General features: G+C 47.3%; 12 protein-coding genes. 4 read left to right on the forward strand and 8 right to left on the reverse strand.

The window, feature by feature from the left end:
* Positions 1-36: 36 nt before the first annotated feature.
* The 8 genes from AR688_RS14380 to AR688_RS14415 are packed head-to-tail and all read right to left on the reverse strand — an operon-like array spanning position 37 to position 10271.
* Positions 37-1242: a TIGR04063 family PEP-CTERM/XrtA system glycosyltransferase gene (locus AR688_RS14380; protein ID WP_068235299.1), complete on the reverse strand. Its 1206-nt coding sequence runs from the start codon at positions 1240-1242 to the stop codon at positions 37-39.
* Positions 1239-3134 (reverse strand): XrtA/PEP-CTERM system amidotransferase, encoded by a 1896-nt coding sequence (locus tag AR688_RS14385; RefSeq protein ID WP_068235302.1) that lies wholly within the window; start codon positions 3132-3134, stop codon positions 1239-1241. Before AR688_RS14385 ends, AR688_RS14380 begins: the two co-directional genes overlap by 4 nt.
* Before the next feature lie 2 nt (positions 3135-3136).
* Complete coding sequence (locus AR688_RS14390; RefSeq protein WP_068235304.1) at positions 3137-4294, reverse strand: TIGR03088 family PEP-CTERM/XrtA system glycosyltransferase; 1158 nt, start codon at positions 4292-4294, stop codon at positions 3137-3139.
* Positions 4287-5750 carry an exosortase A gene (gene xrtA / locus AR688_RS14395; protein WP_068235306.1) on the reverse strand — a complete coding sequence of 488 codons (1464 nt, stop codon included), beginning with the start codon at positions 5748-5750 and terminating at the stop codon, positions 4287-4289. Before xrtA ends, AR688_RS14390 begins: the two co-directional genes overlap by 8 nt.
* A complete protein-coding gene (locus tag AR688_RS14400; RefSeq protein WP_068235308.1) occupies positions 5747-6967 on the reverse strand; it encodes a TIGR03087 family PEP-CTERM/XrtA system glycosyltransferase in 1221 nt (406 codons plus the stop codon). The genes xrtA and AR688_RS14400 overlap by 4 nt, the downstream gene beginning before the upstream one ends.
* The gene (locus tag AR688_RS14405) at positions 6964-7992 is read right to left on the reverse strand and encodes a FemAB family XrtA/PEP-CTERM system-associated protein (RefSeq protein ID WP_068235309.1); all 1029 of its coding nucleotides are present in this window, start codon (positions 7990-7992) and stop codon (positions 6964-6966) included. The genes AR688_RS14400 and AR688_RS14405 overlap by 4 nt, the downstream gene beginning before the upstream one ends.
* A 15-nt stretch (positions 7993-8007) precedes the next feature.
* Positions 8008-8856, reverse strand: a complete 849-nt coding sequence (locus AR688_RS14410; protein ID WP_068235310.1) for an XrtA system polysaccharide deacetylase — start codon at positions 8854-8856, stop codon at positions 8008-8010.
* Positions 8857-8861: 5 nt separating this feature from the next.
* Positions 8862-10271 (reverse strand): TIGR03013 family XrtA/PEP-CTERM system glycosyltransferase, encoded by a 1410-nt coding sequence (locus AR688_RS14415; protein WP_068235311.1) that lies wholly within the window; start codon positions 10269-10271, stop codon positions 8862-8864.
* A gap of 185 nt (positions 10272-10456) precedes the next feature.
* Here AR688_RS14415 and AR688_RS14420 point away from each other — a divergent pair, with 185 nt between their 5' ends.
* From AR688_RS14420 to AR688_RS14435, 4 genes are read left to right on the forward strand one after another with little or no spacing between them, the layout of a single operon-like run.
* On the forward strand, positions 10457-11092 hold the full coding sequence (locus AR688_RS14420) for an XrtA/PEP-CTERM system exopolysaccharide export protein (protein WP_156420308.1): 636 nt from the start codon (positions 10457-10459) through the stop codon (positions 11090-11092).
* A 39-nt stretch (positions 11093-11131) separates the two neighbouring features.
* A complete protein-coding gene (locus tag AR688_RS14425; protein ID WP_068235312.1) occupies positions 11132-12727 on the forward strand; it encodes an XrtA system polysaccharide chain length determinant in 1596 nt (531 codons plus the stop codon).
* Positions 12724-13674 carry an XrtA-associated tyrosine autokinase gene (locus AR688_RS14430; protein ID WP_068235314.1) on the forward strand — a complete coding sequence of 317 codons (951 nt, stop codon included), beginning with the start codon at positions 12724-12726 and terminating at the stop codon, positions 13672-13674. Before AR688_RS14425 ends, AR688_RS14430 begins: the two co-directional genes overlap by 4 nt.
* The gene (locus AR688_RS14435) at positions 13661-15289 is read left to right on the forward strand and encodes a TIGR03016 family PEP-CTERM system-associated outer membrane protein (protein WP_068235315.1); all 1629 of its coding nucleotides are present in this window, start codon (positions 13661-13663) and stop codon (positions 15287-15289) included. The genes AR688_RS14430 and AR688_RS14435 overlap by 14 nt, the downstream gene beginning before the upstream one ends.

Raw genomic sequence — 15289 nt, forward strand, 5'->3', positions numbered from 1 at the left:
GGGCCCACCAGGCAAATATGCATGTTGCTTACGCTATCAGACACGAGCCAGCCTCGTGTAGATATCAGTATAGCGGCCTACAGATACCGCCCAGTTACGCTCTGTCTGGATGTAATGCAGCGCGTTATCAATAATGCTGTCGTTGGTACTGAAATTCTTTAACGCTCTGACAGCTTGCTCGGCCAGATCATCAATATTGTCGCGCTGAAACAGCCAGCCGGTTTTGGCATGCTCAATCAGCTCCAAATGGCCACCAACGTCAGATGCCAGCAGCATCATACCTTGTGCCATGGCTTCCAGAGGCTTTAGTGGCGTAACCAGCTCGGTTAAGCGCATGGCTTTGCGCGGATACACCAGTAAATCGACCAGACTGTAATATTGCATTACATCGCTGTGTGGCACCCGGCCTGGCATAATCACAGCATCATCAAGCTGAAGCTCGCTAATCAGCAGCTGCAACGCCTCTTGTTGTGGCCCGCCACCAACAAGCAACAACATAGCGTCCGGCACTTTTTGCCTGATCAATGGCAGGGCCCTGATCAGCAGATCCAAGCCTTCATAGGCGTAAAACGAGCCAAGGAAACCTAATACCGGCTTGTTTTTCAGTTTAAACTGCATTTCAAGTGCGGCGTTTTTTTCACGGATAAGCTGAAACTGCTCCGGGTCAACGGCATTGGGGATCACGGTTATTTTGTCTGCGCTGATACCCCTGCTAACCAAATCCTGTCTTAAGCCTTCACAAATAGTGGTAACAGCATCCGCTTTTTTCGCCACGTGGGTTTCCAGCGATTGCGTCATATTATAGCGCAGATCACCTTCGGTGCAGGTACCATGATCAACGGCAGCATCTTCCCAAAACGCGCGTATTTCATATACCACCGGCAGTTTGGCTTTTTTTGCGGCCCATAATGCAGCCAGGCCATTTAGTGCCGGTGAATGAGCATGCAACACGTCGGGCTTTTCCTGGCTAATAATCTGCAAAATACGCTTTTTCAGCGCCAGTACCACGGCCAGCTCTTTTAACACCGGTAAGCGCCAAAACCAGCCGCTGTAGGGCAGGGTGCGGTAAAAGCTGAAACCTTCTGCTTGCTCTGTGCCTTGCTCCTTAGTTGGATGCTTCGGGCTGGTAACATGACATGTCTGATAGCCGAGTTTACGTTGTTGCTGCAAAATAGCGCGTGAACGAAAAGTGTAACCACTGTGTAATGGCAAAGAATGATCGAAAATATGCAGGATCTTCATTTGCTGTTGCGCTCCAGGAAGGCGGCAAACATCAGCAGTGTCCATAGCGCGGCGCTATTATCTTTTAGTGCGCGTTTATGATCGTCAATCAGCTGCTTTAGCTCGGCAACATTAAAGTAGCCGCTGTTAATCATGACATCGGACAGCAACTTATCCTGCAGCTTTTGCTGCAACGGGCCGCGAAACCATTCGGCCAGCGGAACGGCAAAGCCCATTTTTTTCCGATACAGCACATCATCCGGCAAATGCGGTTCCAGTGCTTTTTTCAGCGAGAATTTACCCACGCCATTTTGCAAATTCGCGCTTGATTCGGCAGTAAAGGCCCACTCAACAAATTTGTGGTCTAAAAATGGCACCCGCACTTCAAGCGAGTGAGCCATAGAGGCGCGGTCTACTTTGGTTAGAATATCGCCCACCAGATAGGTTTTCATATCCAGATACTGGGCTATTTTCATCGGGTCCAGATGTTTAACCCTGGCACCGTGGCGACGAAACACCTCCAGTGAGCTATAGCCGTTAAGGCGCTGCTTAAACGCTGGGGAAAACAGCCTGTCGCGCTGATCCTGGCGCAAAATGGCAATGGAGTTGTGGTAACCGGCAACGGTGTCCATCGCCAATGACTGAAAGGTGGTTTTGGCGCGTAAAAAGCGCGGTGCCCAGTCCAGTTTAGGGTAAATTTTACCCAGCAAACCAAAAACCGGCTTTCTTATTGCCAGTGGCAGCCAGTTACGAAAACGTTCTTCATTCAGGTGCAGCTTATAGCGGCGATAGCCGGCAAATAACTCGTCGGCACCATCACCGCTCAATGCCACCGTAACATGCTGGCGTGCCATTTGGCAGACGCGATAGGTGGGTATTGCTGAGCTGTCGGCGTAAGGCTCGTCGTACAAGTCTGCCAGTTGATCCAACAGTTCAAAATCGTTCTGGCTAACGATATTTTCATGGTGGTTGGTGTTATAACGCGCGGCAACCTGACGGGCAAACTCGGTTTCATTAAACTGTGGGCTGTCAAAACCGATAGAGCAAGTGTTAACTGGATCACTTTGCAGGCCAGCCATCATGGCGACAACAGCGCTTGAATCGACACCGCCAGATAAAAAGGCGCCCAGCGGCACTTCTGCTACCAGCCGAATATCCACCGCTTCACGAAATCTTGTGATCAGCTCTGCGCTAAGTTCCTGCTCTGTTACGGCATCTTGCCACTGCGTGGGTACATCCCAATACTGCTTTGGTTCACTCAGCTTGGCCTGGCCGTGCTGCAACAATAAAGTATGGCCCGGCGCTAGTTTATAGCTGTGCTGGTAAATAGTGTAAGGCTCTGGAATATAACCAAAGCTGAAATAATCTTCGATAGTGCTGTCGCGCAGTGCGGTAATAAAATCCGGATGGTTACGCAACACTTTAAGTTCTGAGCCGAAAATAAACTGGCCATCATCAAGCAGCGAGTAAAACAGTGGTTTAATGCCAAGACGGTCACGGGCCAAAAACAGGCACTGACGGCTGTTATCCCAGATAGCAAACGCAAACATACCGCGCAGGTGATGCACGCAGTCTTCGCCCCATTCGAGCCAGGCATTAAGAATGGTTTCGGTATCGCCGTTGGTATTAAACTGATAGCCCTTGCCAAGTAGTTCCTGGCGCAGTTCGCGATAGTTGTAGATTTCACCATTAAACACAATACAGGCCTGTGCATTGGCGCTTTGCATGGGCTGCGGGCTGCCGGCAATATCTATAATCGATAACCGGCGGTGTGCCAGGCCGACCGTAGGCTCAAAAAAGTAATCTCCGGCATCGGGCCCGCGGTGCCACTGGCTGTCATTCATTTTGGCCAGAACTTGCGGATCAGGCGTAGCCTGGGTTTTCAGCTGATAAATTCCTGCTATACCACACATGGTTAGGTCTGCATCCTTGTCATTTCATAAAGCTTTTGATATCGCTGTACCATCGTATCTATACTAAAGTGCTGATGGCAATGGTTTTTCACCAGTTCTGCGTCATAAATCAGCGCATCGCGCTGTTGTAGGTAGCGCAGCATGGCGCTTGATAACTGCTGTCGGTTATCTGATGCCACCAGATTAGTATCAAGCAGCGCTGCCGGCAATAAATCCGGGTTGCCGCCCACTGCGGTGGCAATAACCGGTGTACCGGCTGCCATGGCCTCGAGCAACGTATTGGAAATACCTTCTGCCAGTGAGGGCAGCACAAATACATCAAAGCGTTGCATTAACTGGGGAATATCCTGCCGGTTGCCGGTAAATACCACCTGAGCGCCTAACTGCAGGGTATCGCGCAGTTGTTCAAGCTCTTGCCGGCAAGGGCCGTCGCCAACAATAATCAATGCACTTTCTGTGCTGTACTGCGGATATTGGCGCAGCAGCAAACTATAGGCGTGCAGCAGCAAAGCCTGATTCTTAACACTGGCCAGGCGGCCCACTGTAGCAAAAACAACCGGGCTAAGCGATGTAGTACCCGGCGGTAGCGCCAGTTCTGCAGGCGTGGCATTGGCGTATTTGGTAGTTTCTACACCGTTGCAAATACGTTCAACCCGGTTTTTGTCCAGTTTAATAATATCGGTCAGATAATGTTCCGCTTCAGATGACAAACAAATAAAGCGCTGAACAAAGCGTTTAAATACACGGCGTATCAGGCGGTTTTTTTTGTTACAGCCGCCGATATCATGGCTGTCCCAGCCGTGTTCGCCATGCAAACGCAGTGGCACTTTGCGCCACCAACCAACAACCTGTAATTCAAGTGTTGCCAGGTTGCGGCTGTGCAGTATGTCTGGCTGCAGGCTTTGCAACAGTGTATTTAACCGGCTAAATGTGCCCCAGTCATGGCCTTCGGTTTTGTCCAGACAATGCAGGTCGACATTATTTGTTTTGATGCGTTTTACAAACTGCGGGTCGTGGCCGGTTAGCGTGACAATACTGTGGCGAAATCTGTCCTGCGGTAAATGGTTTATCAGGTTAACCAGGCCATTTTCCAGACCGCCGGTGCTAAAGTGCCAGACAAGATGGGCAATATGCACCGGTTGTTGCTGGCGCTCAGTCATACTTGGCTCCGGCAACGGCCTGCTCTGTATTGGTTCGGGCTTGTGACAATAAGGCTGCGGCTTGTTGTAACACTGCCAGGTTTTGCTCTGAGGCTTTACCATTAACTGATACTGCAAAAATATAAGCACTGGACTGATCATCAGCCAGGTAGCTTAATGCCTGGCGTACTTTTACTTCCAGCTCGGGTACCACACGCTGTTCGTCGATCTGGTACCAGTACAATACAGTGCGTTGTTCATTCGTCAGGCTTGTTAGCTGCAATATGGCACTGTCGGCACCGGTAATACGCTGCTGTATCTGCCAGAGTTGTTTATCAAACAGGTTGTTCTGCCAGTTAATCAGTTCACCATTTTGTTGCTTATTACCGTAACGGGCAACGAAATACTCTGTCCCTGCAGTATCCTGAGCATGGTTCTGAGCCAGACTGTTTATAAAATTGATGCCCCAGTTACTTTTTTCTACCGGCTGACTGGCAAAAGGCATGGCAAGGTTATTTACTGCAGCGGGCTCTGCCATTACCTTTAGTGACAAGCGGTAGCTCAGGGTTAGCGCAATAATCGCAGTTGTCAGGAACAACATTGACGGCTTGGTTTGTAAACTAAAATGCTGTTTGCTGCGCCGTTCAAGCTGCAGGGTAGGATCTGAAAATCTTGCCCCCAGCCAGAAACCGGCCATTAACACCAGACCGAAAAATAACCAGCCATACAAATAATGATCGGCGCCAAAACCAAAGCGCATATCGGTTTTCTCACCAATATAAACCAGCATAAAAGCGCGTACACCATTGGCCAGCACCGACAACAAGGCCATAAACACCACAAAGCTGATTTGTTTCCAGATTTTGTTGTAATGCAAGTAAGCAAATAATGCTGAAATGGCCAGTGATGCAATAAGAAAGCGTAAGCCCGAACAGGCTTCTGCCACTTCAAATAAACCTACCGGAGTGGCGAGATAAAGCCCTTCACGGTATACAGGAATATTGACAACCTGCAACATCACCACGGTGAGATCGGCGGTAATGTTCTGTAAAAACGGTGACAACTCTTCGCCAAAAGGCACCAGAAAAATCAGGTATGCGATGGCAAACCAATGCAGGCGACTGTTGGTATTACCAAAGGCAAGCCATAACAGCGCCTGCAGCGACATAACGGCGGCAATATGCATCAGCAGGGCAATATCAGCCGCGTAGCCAAATAACCAAATCAGTTGCAGTAATATTAAGCCAATTGCAGGCAGCCATAGCCAGTAACCGGGTGCTGATGGCGTGATAAGCGGTGTTTTGGCGCGGTAAAAAAAATACAGGCAAATAGGCAGGATAAGATAGCAGTGATTATAAGTTGCAGAGCTGCGCCATACCCGCTCCATATCCAACCAGGTTGAGCTGTACAACATGACATAAGCCAGGCTGATAACAGCAAGCAGCAACATGTTCGCCTGGCGGTTAAGAGCCGTCATACAGACAACTCCGGATGGATAAAACTGTTTAACCGTACTAACGTTTGTTGCCAGGTAAAATGCTGTAAAATCCATTGCCGGTTGGCAGAGGGCGCTGAAGGTCGGTCCAACTGCCGTTTGCAAGCACGGATAAAGCCTTCTATACCCTCAGCAATCACGGCATCTTCACTAGCGGGTGCATTAATGCCCTCCATGGCCATGCCACTGCAAACTACCGCTTTGTTCATGGCCATAGCTTCAAGCACTTTGTTTTGAATACCACGCGCTATCAGCATTGGCGCTACAGCAAAGCGGGCATGGCTGATATAAGGTCGCACGTCATCTACGCGCCCGGTAACAACGACACCTGCCTGTTGGCTAAGGGCCCGGACTTCAGCACTGGGTTTTCCACCTACTATGACAAAATGTAACTGCGGATACAGCTGTTTCAGCCGCGGCCAGATATTTTGGCAAAACCAGCATACGGCATCTACATTGGCCCAATAATCCATGGCGCCGGTAAATACAATATACTGCTCAGGCAAAGTTTGTTCTGTCTTGCACGCTGGTGTTTCAGGCGAGAAATAGTCGGTATCCACCCCATTTAACACACTATGCACTTTATGTTGCAGCTGTACAGGCAGCATGGCCCGAAAGGCACTGGCTTCATCGTCAGAAACAAACAGGCTGCTGTTAAAGCGCTGACAAATGTGTTTTTCGTATTGCAGCAGCAATCTGGCTTCGCGCTGATAAAACCAGCGTTTTACGCCGCGGGATTTCTCGGCGTACTGGCGCCATTTATCTGAATCAATATCAACGAAGTCTATAACCCGGCTCAATGGCTGATATTCGGTTTTATCAACGTACTGAGCCATAGAGGATGAGTACACCAGTACCTTTTTGATCTTATGGGTGTTAATCGTGGCGTTTACCCAGGCCGCCATCGCGAAGCTGAAATAGTAGGGCAGGGTAATCGCCTGATTCGTAATAAAACCGCTCAAAGCGCAAAGCTTTGCCCGCCACTTGGCCTGGTTTACGCAAAAAACGGTAGCGCACCACTGGCTAAGTGTATCTATATATTGCCTGTCAAAAGGATCATCGATAAAGCAGCCTAAATGCACGGTGTAATGCTGGCTTAGCGCTTTCATTAAATTAAATGAGCGGATTTTATCGCCCTTATTAGGCGGATAAGGAATACGGTGTACCAGTAACAGCAAGTCCGGTTTAGGGTCTGTCATCCCAGATACCTCGACAGGGCTGGTCCAATCCACTGGCTTACTGACAGCGGCAGCTTTTGCCATAGCCGGATAAACAGCTGATATTTCGGATTATTAGGGCTCAGGTTCGGCAATTGTTGGGCCGTGATCAATTTATACTGATAATGTAGTTCTGTCGCTTCCATGCCCCAATGTTTTTTATACTGATAGGCACCAGAGTCCAGTTTACTGCGGCCAAAATCATAACGGTGACAGTTTTTATCCAGCCTGGCATGGCACATCAGCTGGTAGTACATATAATCATTACTTTTTAGTGATTTAGCTTCACTGATGCCGCCGCCATAATAGGGCAACACTTCACCTTTATGATAAAAACTCAGCACTGAGGATACTGGTTGCTGATCTTTACGCACGGTCAGAATTTCCGTCTGCTCGGGAAACACCTGCATAATTTTTTGGAAAAAGGCTTTGCTAAATACCGGAGTACCCAGGTTGCGTACGCTTTCTGAATAGGTTTGGTAAAAATCGGTTGGGTTTGTATCCAGAGTATGCTGCAAGGGCTCGTTCAACGCATGACGTATAACCGCACGTTGCTTTTTCTTTACGTTAGCCAGAATTTGCTCGGCAGTTTCAGCCAGTTCACAGGCAAAGTAAGCATGCTGGCTGCGGGTGGTAAAGTCGTTGTCCTGCACGGTTTTATAACGCAGTTCAATATGTTTTACCTGTAATGAAGTGGCAAGCTTTACCGCTTCCTGTTCCAAAAAGCGCTTAACGGCCGGCTCACCAATCGCACCGCCATAAACACAAAATGGCGTAGACACCAGCGCATCACCAAATAGCATACTTTTAACGCGGGCCAGCGGCAGCACACCAACAATCTGGTTATTTTGGCTCGCATACAGGTAATAGCAACGATGACCGGCATCGGCAATAATTTGTTGCCAGCCAGATAAATGAAAAAAGGTTGCTTCGTCACTGGCTGTTACAAAATTATCCCACGCCACTGCTTGCTCGTCCCTGAGCGACAATGTATTCAGTTGATACATCCGGTTCCCTTCTGTTTAAGCAAAATACGGTTGATATACTTCTTTGACGCTACGCCACTGATAGTCTTGCAGCAAGCGCACCAGTTTAGCTTCCATGCGGTTTAAGTTAGTGTAGTGTCTGAATTTTGATTTAAATGGTGCTTGCTCAAACCGCGGTTGATGCGGATCTATTTCCCACGGATGAAAATAAAACATATAAGGTGCATCACTTTGTTTCAGATAGCTGTCGATACACTTTTTGCTAAGCCAGTATGGCAACAGGCGAAAATAACCACCACCTGCTATGGGCCATTGCTTGCCAACTTTATTTAATACAGGCATTGGGCATTCCCAAATACCTTCGGTTCGTTTATAGGGTTGTTGCGGCCAATCTGGTGTGCCATATAAGTCGTGCACTACAGGGTAAGTGCTTGAGCTGTAGAGGTATCCAGCCTGCTGGAGTACATCAAACGCCCATTCATTAGTTTTACCAATAGAAAAGCTTGGCGCACGGTAACCAACCACTTCGGCACCGGTAATGTCTTCCAGAATGGCCTTAGCGCGGCTAACATCCTGCAAAAATTCAGCAGCTGTTTGCACAGAAGCTTTGGCATGAGCATAGCCATGGCTGGCAACTTCATGGCCTGCGGCGTGAATTTGTTTTACCAGTTGTGGGTAGCGTTCGGCTACCCAGCCCAAAATAAAAAAGGTGGCTTTAGCCTGATGTTTATCAAACTGTTGCAGCAAAATTTCAGTGTTACGGGCTACGCGTTGCGGAAAATCAGGCCACTGCGCCGGAGACACAGTGGCATCAAAAGCTGCGACATGAAAATAATCTTCAACATCTACAGTAAGCGCATTACTTCTTAACCGTGCATACTGCATTGGTATTAACGTCCTTTGCCAAAAAGTACAATTTCTACGGTTCTGACAAGAATCATCAAATCCAGCATCAGGCTGCGATGTTTGATGTAGTACAGGTCAAATTTGAGTTTTTCCTGTGCATCTTCAGCGGTAGAGCCATAAGGATATTTAAGCTGAGCCCAGCCTGTCAGGCCCGGTTTAACATTATGCCGCTGATTGTAATACGGGATGTCTTTGGCCAGCTGATTCACAAACTCTGGCCGCTCTGGCCTTGGCCCGACAAAACCCATATCACCCGACAAAACATTCAACAACTGAGGCAGTTCATCTATCCGGTATTTGCGGATGATACGGCCTACACGTGTAACTCTGTCATCGTCAGCCGTTGCCCAGCGCGCACCGTTTTTCTCAGCATCAGGCCGCATACTGCGAAATTTAACAATATAAAATGGCTTGCCGTCATATCCCACTCGTATCTGGCGGTAAAATACTGAAGCACCGGTTTTGCGGCCGTCTTCCAGATAAATAAGCAAGGTGGTAATTAACATAATCGGCCAGGTAACAGCCAGTAGCAAAATAGCCAGCACGACATTAAGTTTGTAATCGAGGTTGGTTTTAAAGCGCTGATTTAAATCCAGGCCATTGGCGTAAATAACCCAACTCGGGTAAATCAGGTTTACTGCAATCTGACCTGTTTCACGCTCAATAAAGTCAAGAATTTCGATGACGTCAATACCACGTGTTTTACATTTAAATAAATGCTCAACGGGCAACATATTGCGTCTTTCGTCACAGGCAATAACTAACTGATCAATATTGTGTTCTACAACATACTGATACAGGTCATTTTTATAGTCGAATTTTGCCAGCTTATGCTCAGCGATGCCGGCGTCTTTGTCGCCCTCAATCGGGGTAAAACCGACAATTTCAAAATTGCGTTTATCAACATTACGTCGCATCCTGCGCTCTATAATGGAAGCACGCTCACCCGCACCTAATATCAGCACCCGACGTCTGCTGATGCGGGTAATGTCGTTATAGTGAAAGAAAGCGCGAAATGCCGAGACGCTAATCGCAGAAAACACAGAGGCTACCGCCAGATAAAGCGAGCCGATATGCAATACGGAGAATAGCTGGAAAATAATCAGTTCAAGCAAAATTGCGTTAAACAGCAGAGTAATAACGACGCGCTTGATGATACCTTTTTGGCCCTCGCGCAGTTTCTGGTCATAAAGACCGACAGACAGGGCGCACAGCATTACCGAAGCCGCAAATAAAGCAGCATTAATAAGGCGGTGTTCAAAAGATACTGGAAACAGGTAGTAACTGTAGGCATAGCTGGCAAGTAAACTGGATAACACTAACAGTACTAATTCACCCAGCAAGAACAGCTTGTCTGCAATCGTATTTCGTCCGTAACGACTTGCTTTACTCATAACGACATCCTTGTTGCATCCATTGCATTTAGCTATCGCCAGCACCGAAAAGGTCGATGAGGCAAAACCAAGCGCACTAATTATACTATTTCTACAGCAAAACAAAAATTAAATTTTCAATTTTTACAGCACAAGGCTAAATTTTTAAGTTATATTATCAGGGCGTCAGTAAAAGGATGAGTAATATGATGGCTACACCAGCGAAAGGATATTGCGGTTTAACGTTGATTTTAGGTCTGTTTTTAGCAGGTTGCAGCAGCAACTCTACGTTGCCACCGGCAACGGTGCAAAACTCTTTGACTACCTCCGTTGATAATTACCAATATCTTATCGGCCCAAATGACACTGTTGGTATTTTTGTCTGGCGAAATCCGGAGCTGTCCGGCACTTTTATTGTCAGACCAGATGGTAAAGTATCGACTTCTCTAGTTGAAGACGTTCCTGTCAGTGGTAAAACCCCAACTCAGGTTGCCCGTGATATGGAGGCTATTCTGAGCAAATATATCCGCGATCCTGTTGTTACTGTGTCGGTGACCAATTTTGTCGGTCCATACAGTGAGCAGGTACGGGTAATAGGCGCAGCAGCCAACCCTCAGGCTATTAGTTATCGTCAGTATATGACGGTGCTTGATTTGATGATTGCAGTTGGCGGCTTAACTGAATTTGCTAACGGTAACGGTGCCAAGCTGGTAAGAACTAAAGATGGCCAGCAAATAACATTTAATGTCAGGCTTGATGACCTTATCCGCGATGGTGAAATTGCTGCCAACGTAGATATGTTGCCTGGCGACGTAGTAATTATTCCGGAAGCATGGTTTTAAGCAGCGCGGATACGCTGGTTAAGGTTCAGGGAGTGACTGATGAAAGAACTGCAACAAGCGATTGAGCAGGTACGCACCTATATTCAGGGTGTGTGGTTGCGCAGGCGCTATATCGTAATTACCGCCTGGCTGATTTGCCCGGTGGGCTGGGTGTATGTGTACAACATGCCGCCCACGTTCGAAGCTAATGCTAAATTGTACGTAGAAACCAGCACTGTGCTGGAACCTCTGTTGCGGGGCCTGGCCTTGCGAACTAACTCTGAAGATGAAATCAAGCTGATGGCGCGTACCCTGCTAAGCAGGCCGAATCTGGAAAAAATTGCCAGAGCGACCGATCTTGATATTCAGGCTAAAGATGAAAAAGCTTTTGAAGACCTGATAAATACTCTGCAAAAAGAAATTAAAATATCGGCGTCCGGCCGCGAAAATATTTATGTCATTGCCTACAACAACCCACAGCCACAAATGGCACTTAAAGTGGTGCAGGAAACGCTGAACAACTTTGTTGAAGGGCGCATTGGTTCAAGCCGTGCTGACTCTCAGACCGCAGAGCGCTTTTTAACCGACCAGATATCAGATTACGAGCGTCGCCTGATCGAGGCTGAACTTCGGTTGTCAGATTTTAAAAAGCACCGGATGAATATGCTGCCGGGTAATCAAAGTGATTATTACAGTCAGATCAGTGACGAAAAGAAACGTCTTGAAGAAGCTAATCTGGCCCTTAAGGAGCTGGAAACCCGGCTTGCGTCATCTAAAAGCCAATTGCTGGGTGAAGAGCCCGTATTTGGTGTTATGCCTTATTCCGGCAGTGCCAACAGGCCAGCCACCCAATTTGACGAGCGCATAAGAACCTTACAGTCACAACTGGATAATCTGCTGATCCGCTATACAGAGTTTCATCCTGATGTGCTGGAAACCAAACGATTACTTCAGCAGTTGGAACAACAACGTGACACTGAGTTTGAAGCTTTGGCGCAAATGTCGTCAGAAAATCCGGGACAAAGCAGTAACCTGAATCAGAATGCGGTTTATCAAGAGTTACGTATCAGCGTTTCACGGCTGGAGTCTGAAGTGGCTTCTACACGTGTGCGGGTACAGGCTTATCAGGACAGAGTAACGGCACTTGAGAGCAGGCTTAACCTGATCCCAGAGATTGAAGCGGAATTTACCGGCCTGAACCGTGATTATGATATTACCAAGTCTAAGTATGAAGCTTTGCTGGCCCGCAGAGAGTCAATGGAATTGTCCCGTCGTGCAGACGCATCATCTCAGGATGTGCAGTTTAATGTCATAGAGCCACCACGTGTGCCTCTAACACCTTCAGGGCCAAACCGTGGGTTGTTTTACTCGCTGGTGCTGTTAGTGGGGTTAGGCGCCGGGATATTTATGGCGTTTGTACGTAGCTTGATTTCGCCAGTACTTACAAGCGCTGTGCAATTACAAAGTATTAGCGATTATCCGGTGTTCGGTGTGGTGTCGCACACCGATAAACACGCTATTCTAAAGCAGGTGCGATTGCATTTTCTGTATTTTGCCATGCTAAGTGGCGGCTTATTGCTATGTTATGCAGCGTTGTTAAGTAACGAAGTGCTGTTTGGCCGATCTGCCGAGCTGTTGTTGAGGGTAATCCGGTGAGTATTATTGAAAAAGCCATAAGAAAACAGTCTGATTCGTCTGGCAAACAAGCGGATACTACACTGGAGCGTGCACAGCAGGTAACAGCACCTGATATCGATGCACCATTGCAGCAAGATGCTGCAGCGCCAAGACATGAGCCTGTTTACAGTGCTGTAGCACAGGACAGTGCTTCATCAGAAGAGCAAGCTGTAACAGGAGACTCTCAGGGGTATAAACCTTCTATAGTGCTGGACCTGAAAATACTGGAGCAAAAAAACTTTGTTTCATTATCCAGTGAGCGCCGTCTTATCAATGAAGAATACCGTGTTATTAAACGCAAGCTTATCAGTAACGCGTTTGGTGCGCTTAGCGGTACGTTAAAACACCCGAACCTGATTCTGGTTAGCAGTTCAAGACCGGGGGAGGGCAAAACCTTTTCTGCGATTAATCTGGCTCTTAGCATTGCACTGGAGCAGGACAAAACAGTGTTGCTGGTAGACAGTGATGTATTGCGTCCCAGCGTATCAAAAACACTTAATATTCATCATGATATAGGTTTGACAGATTATTTGCTGTCAAGCGACATTAAGGTATCGGATATCATTCTGAGCACCAATGTCGATCGGCTGAAAATTATTACTGCCGGACGGCCGCATCACCTATCCACCGAACTGCTTGCCAGCGAACGCATGTTGATGCTGGTAAATGAGTTTGCCTCGCGTTATTCAGACCGTATTGTTATTTTCGATGCCCCACCGCTGCTGGGTGTGAATGAAACTGCTGTAATGGCTTCTATGTGCGGTCAGGCAGTTGTAGTAGTTGAAGAAAATCACTCTAAACTGGCAGAAATAGAACAGGCAGTGGCATTGTTGCCTAAAGACATTGCGATTGGATTTTTAATCAACAAGGCTCACCGTAATCAGGGTAAAGGTTACGGTTACGGTTATTATTATGGCGCGGGCTAAAACCGTACTGTACTACCCAGCCAAATTAACCCCGCTGGTTACTGCTATTGCTGCATTGCTGGCACCTGCACAGGTGCTATCGGCAAAAACAGACATTAAGCCTGAAATAGAAACCCGTACCTATGGTTACTGGATCAGAGACGAACAGGCTGGTGGTGGCCTGGATAAGGGGATGGCTGCCTTACTGAAACCCTCAGTTGCTATTAACCTTACCGGTAAGAATGCTTCTTCAGCACTGTTTTTACAAAATGAATCAGTATGGTATGACGACTCGCAACGTACACATAAAAGCCTGGATAAATATAGCTGGCGCAATATCTTCAATGCATACGATGATCGTGTCAGCCTGGGTTTAAGTGCCGATTCAGGTTATCGGATCCGTGATTCACGCAATGGTGTATTCTCCGATATTATTACCGGCACTGAGAATCTGTCTAAAACCAGCAATTACGGTGCTAATGCAAATTTCCGGACGTCACAAACGGCAGATGTTAATGCTCAGCTGGGCCTGGCTTACAATAAGCTGAGTTCCAGGCAGCCTGAATTACAGGATAATTTCGGTGATTTCGACAATGATACCTTAACTACCTTTCTTGCACTTGGTAGTGCACAACGTCAGTCTCCTTTGTTTTGGCAATTATCCGCAAATTACAATAAAACCGGGCGTGATGGCAACAGAGGGGATTTTGTCAGTAAAAGGGCTAGTGGTACAGCTGGTTTACCGTTGCTGCCCAGTTTGTCAATGATAGTGCGCGGCAGCTATGATGAAAACGACAATACTTCTGGCTATGCCAATGAGTTTAGATCATATGGTTTGGGCCTTGAGTATCAGTTTGGCCAGGCATCGCGGATTAATGTTACGCAAAACTGGGCAACACGCTCTGTCGGTGAGCAGCAGGACGATATTGACGAAACTTATCTTGCGGCCGAAGTTTTTTTGGCACCAACGCGGCGAACGTCTTTGTCATATAGTCTTGACCGGCGTTATTTTGGCCGTAGCTCGAATTTGCAAGGGCAATACAATCTCAGGTTTTTGTCAGTCAGGTTGTCAGTTCGTGAGGATGTGCAGACATTATCTTCTTTTGACCAGATTATTGAAGATCTTGGTATTTTTGTCTGTCCCGATGGCGCTGCTCAGTTTACAGACTGTTTTAGGCCGCCAACAAATAACTATCAGTTAGGCACCGGAGAATCGTTTCAACAGCTGTTTAATGCAGAGCTTGAGCTAAGCGAGGAACTGATTAAGCGCAGAACTGCGGCAATGACAATAGGCTACAATAAAAGCCGCCTGGCGTTGAGTGTAATGCTTAGCCGAAGTGAAGATGAGTATGTTGAAACCGAACGTGAAAATAACCGTAATTCTTTCTCTGTTCAGTCGTCCTGGAAGTTGTCGAAACACTCCAGCTTGCTACTTAATGGCAATTATTACGATATTAACTATTTGACCGATGAACGCGAAGACAAAAACTTATCTGTAGAAATGGGCATTAAGCGCAAGTTGAATGAACGTTCTGAGATTAAAGCTATGCTAAAACGTATCAGCCGCAATTCGTCAGTAGACAGTTTTGATCTTACTGAAAACAGAGTCTGGTTAAGTTACACGATACGCCTGTAA

Origin of the sequence: Rheinheimera sp. EpRS3, from assembly GCF_001513785.1 — a bacterium.
In the GTDB taxonomy this organism is placed as follows: Bacteria; Pseudomonadota; Gammaproteobacteria; order Enterobacterales; family Alteromonadaceae; genus Alishewanella.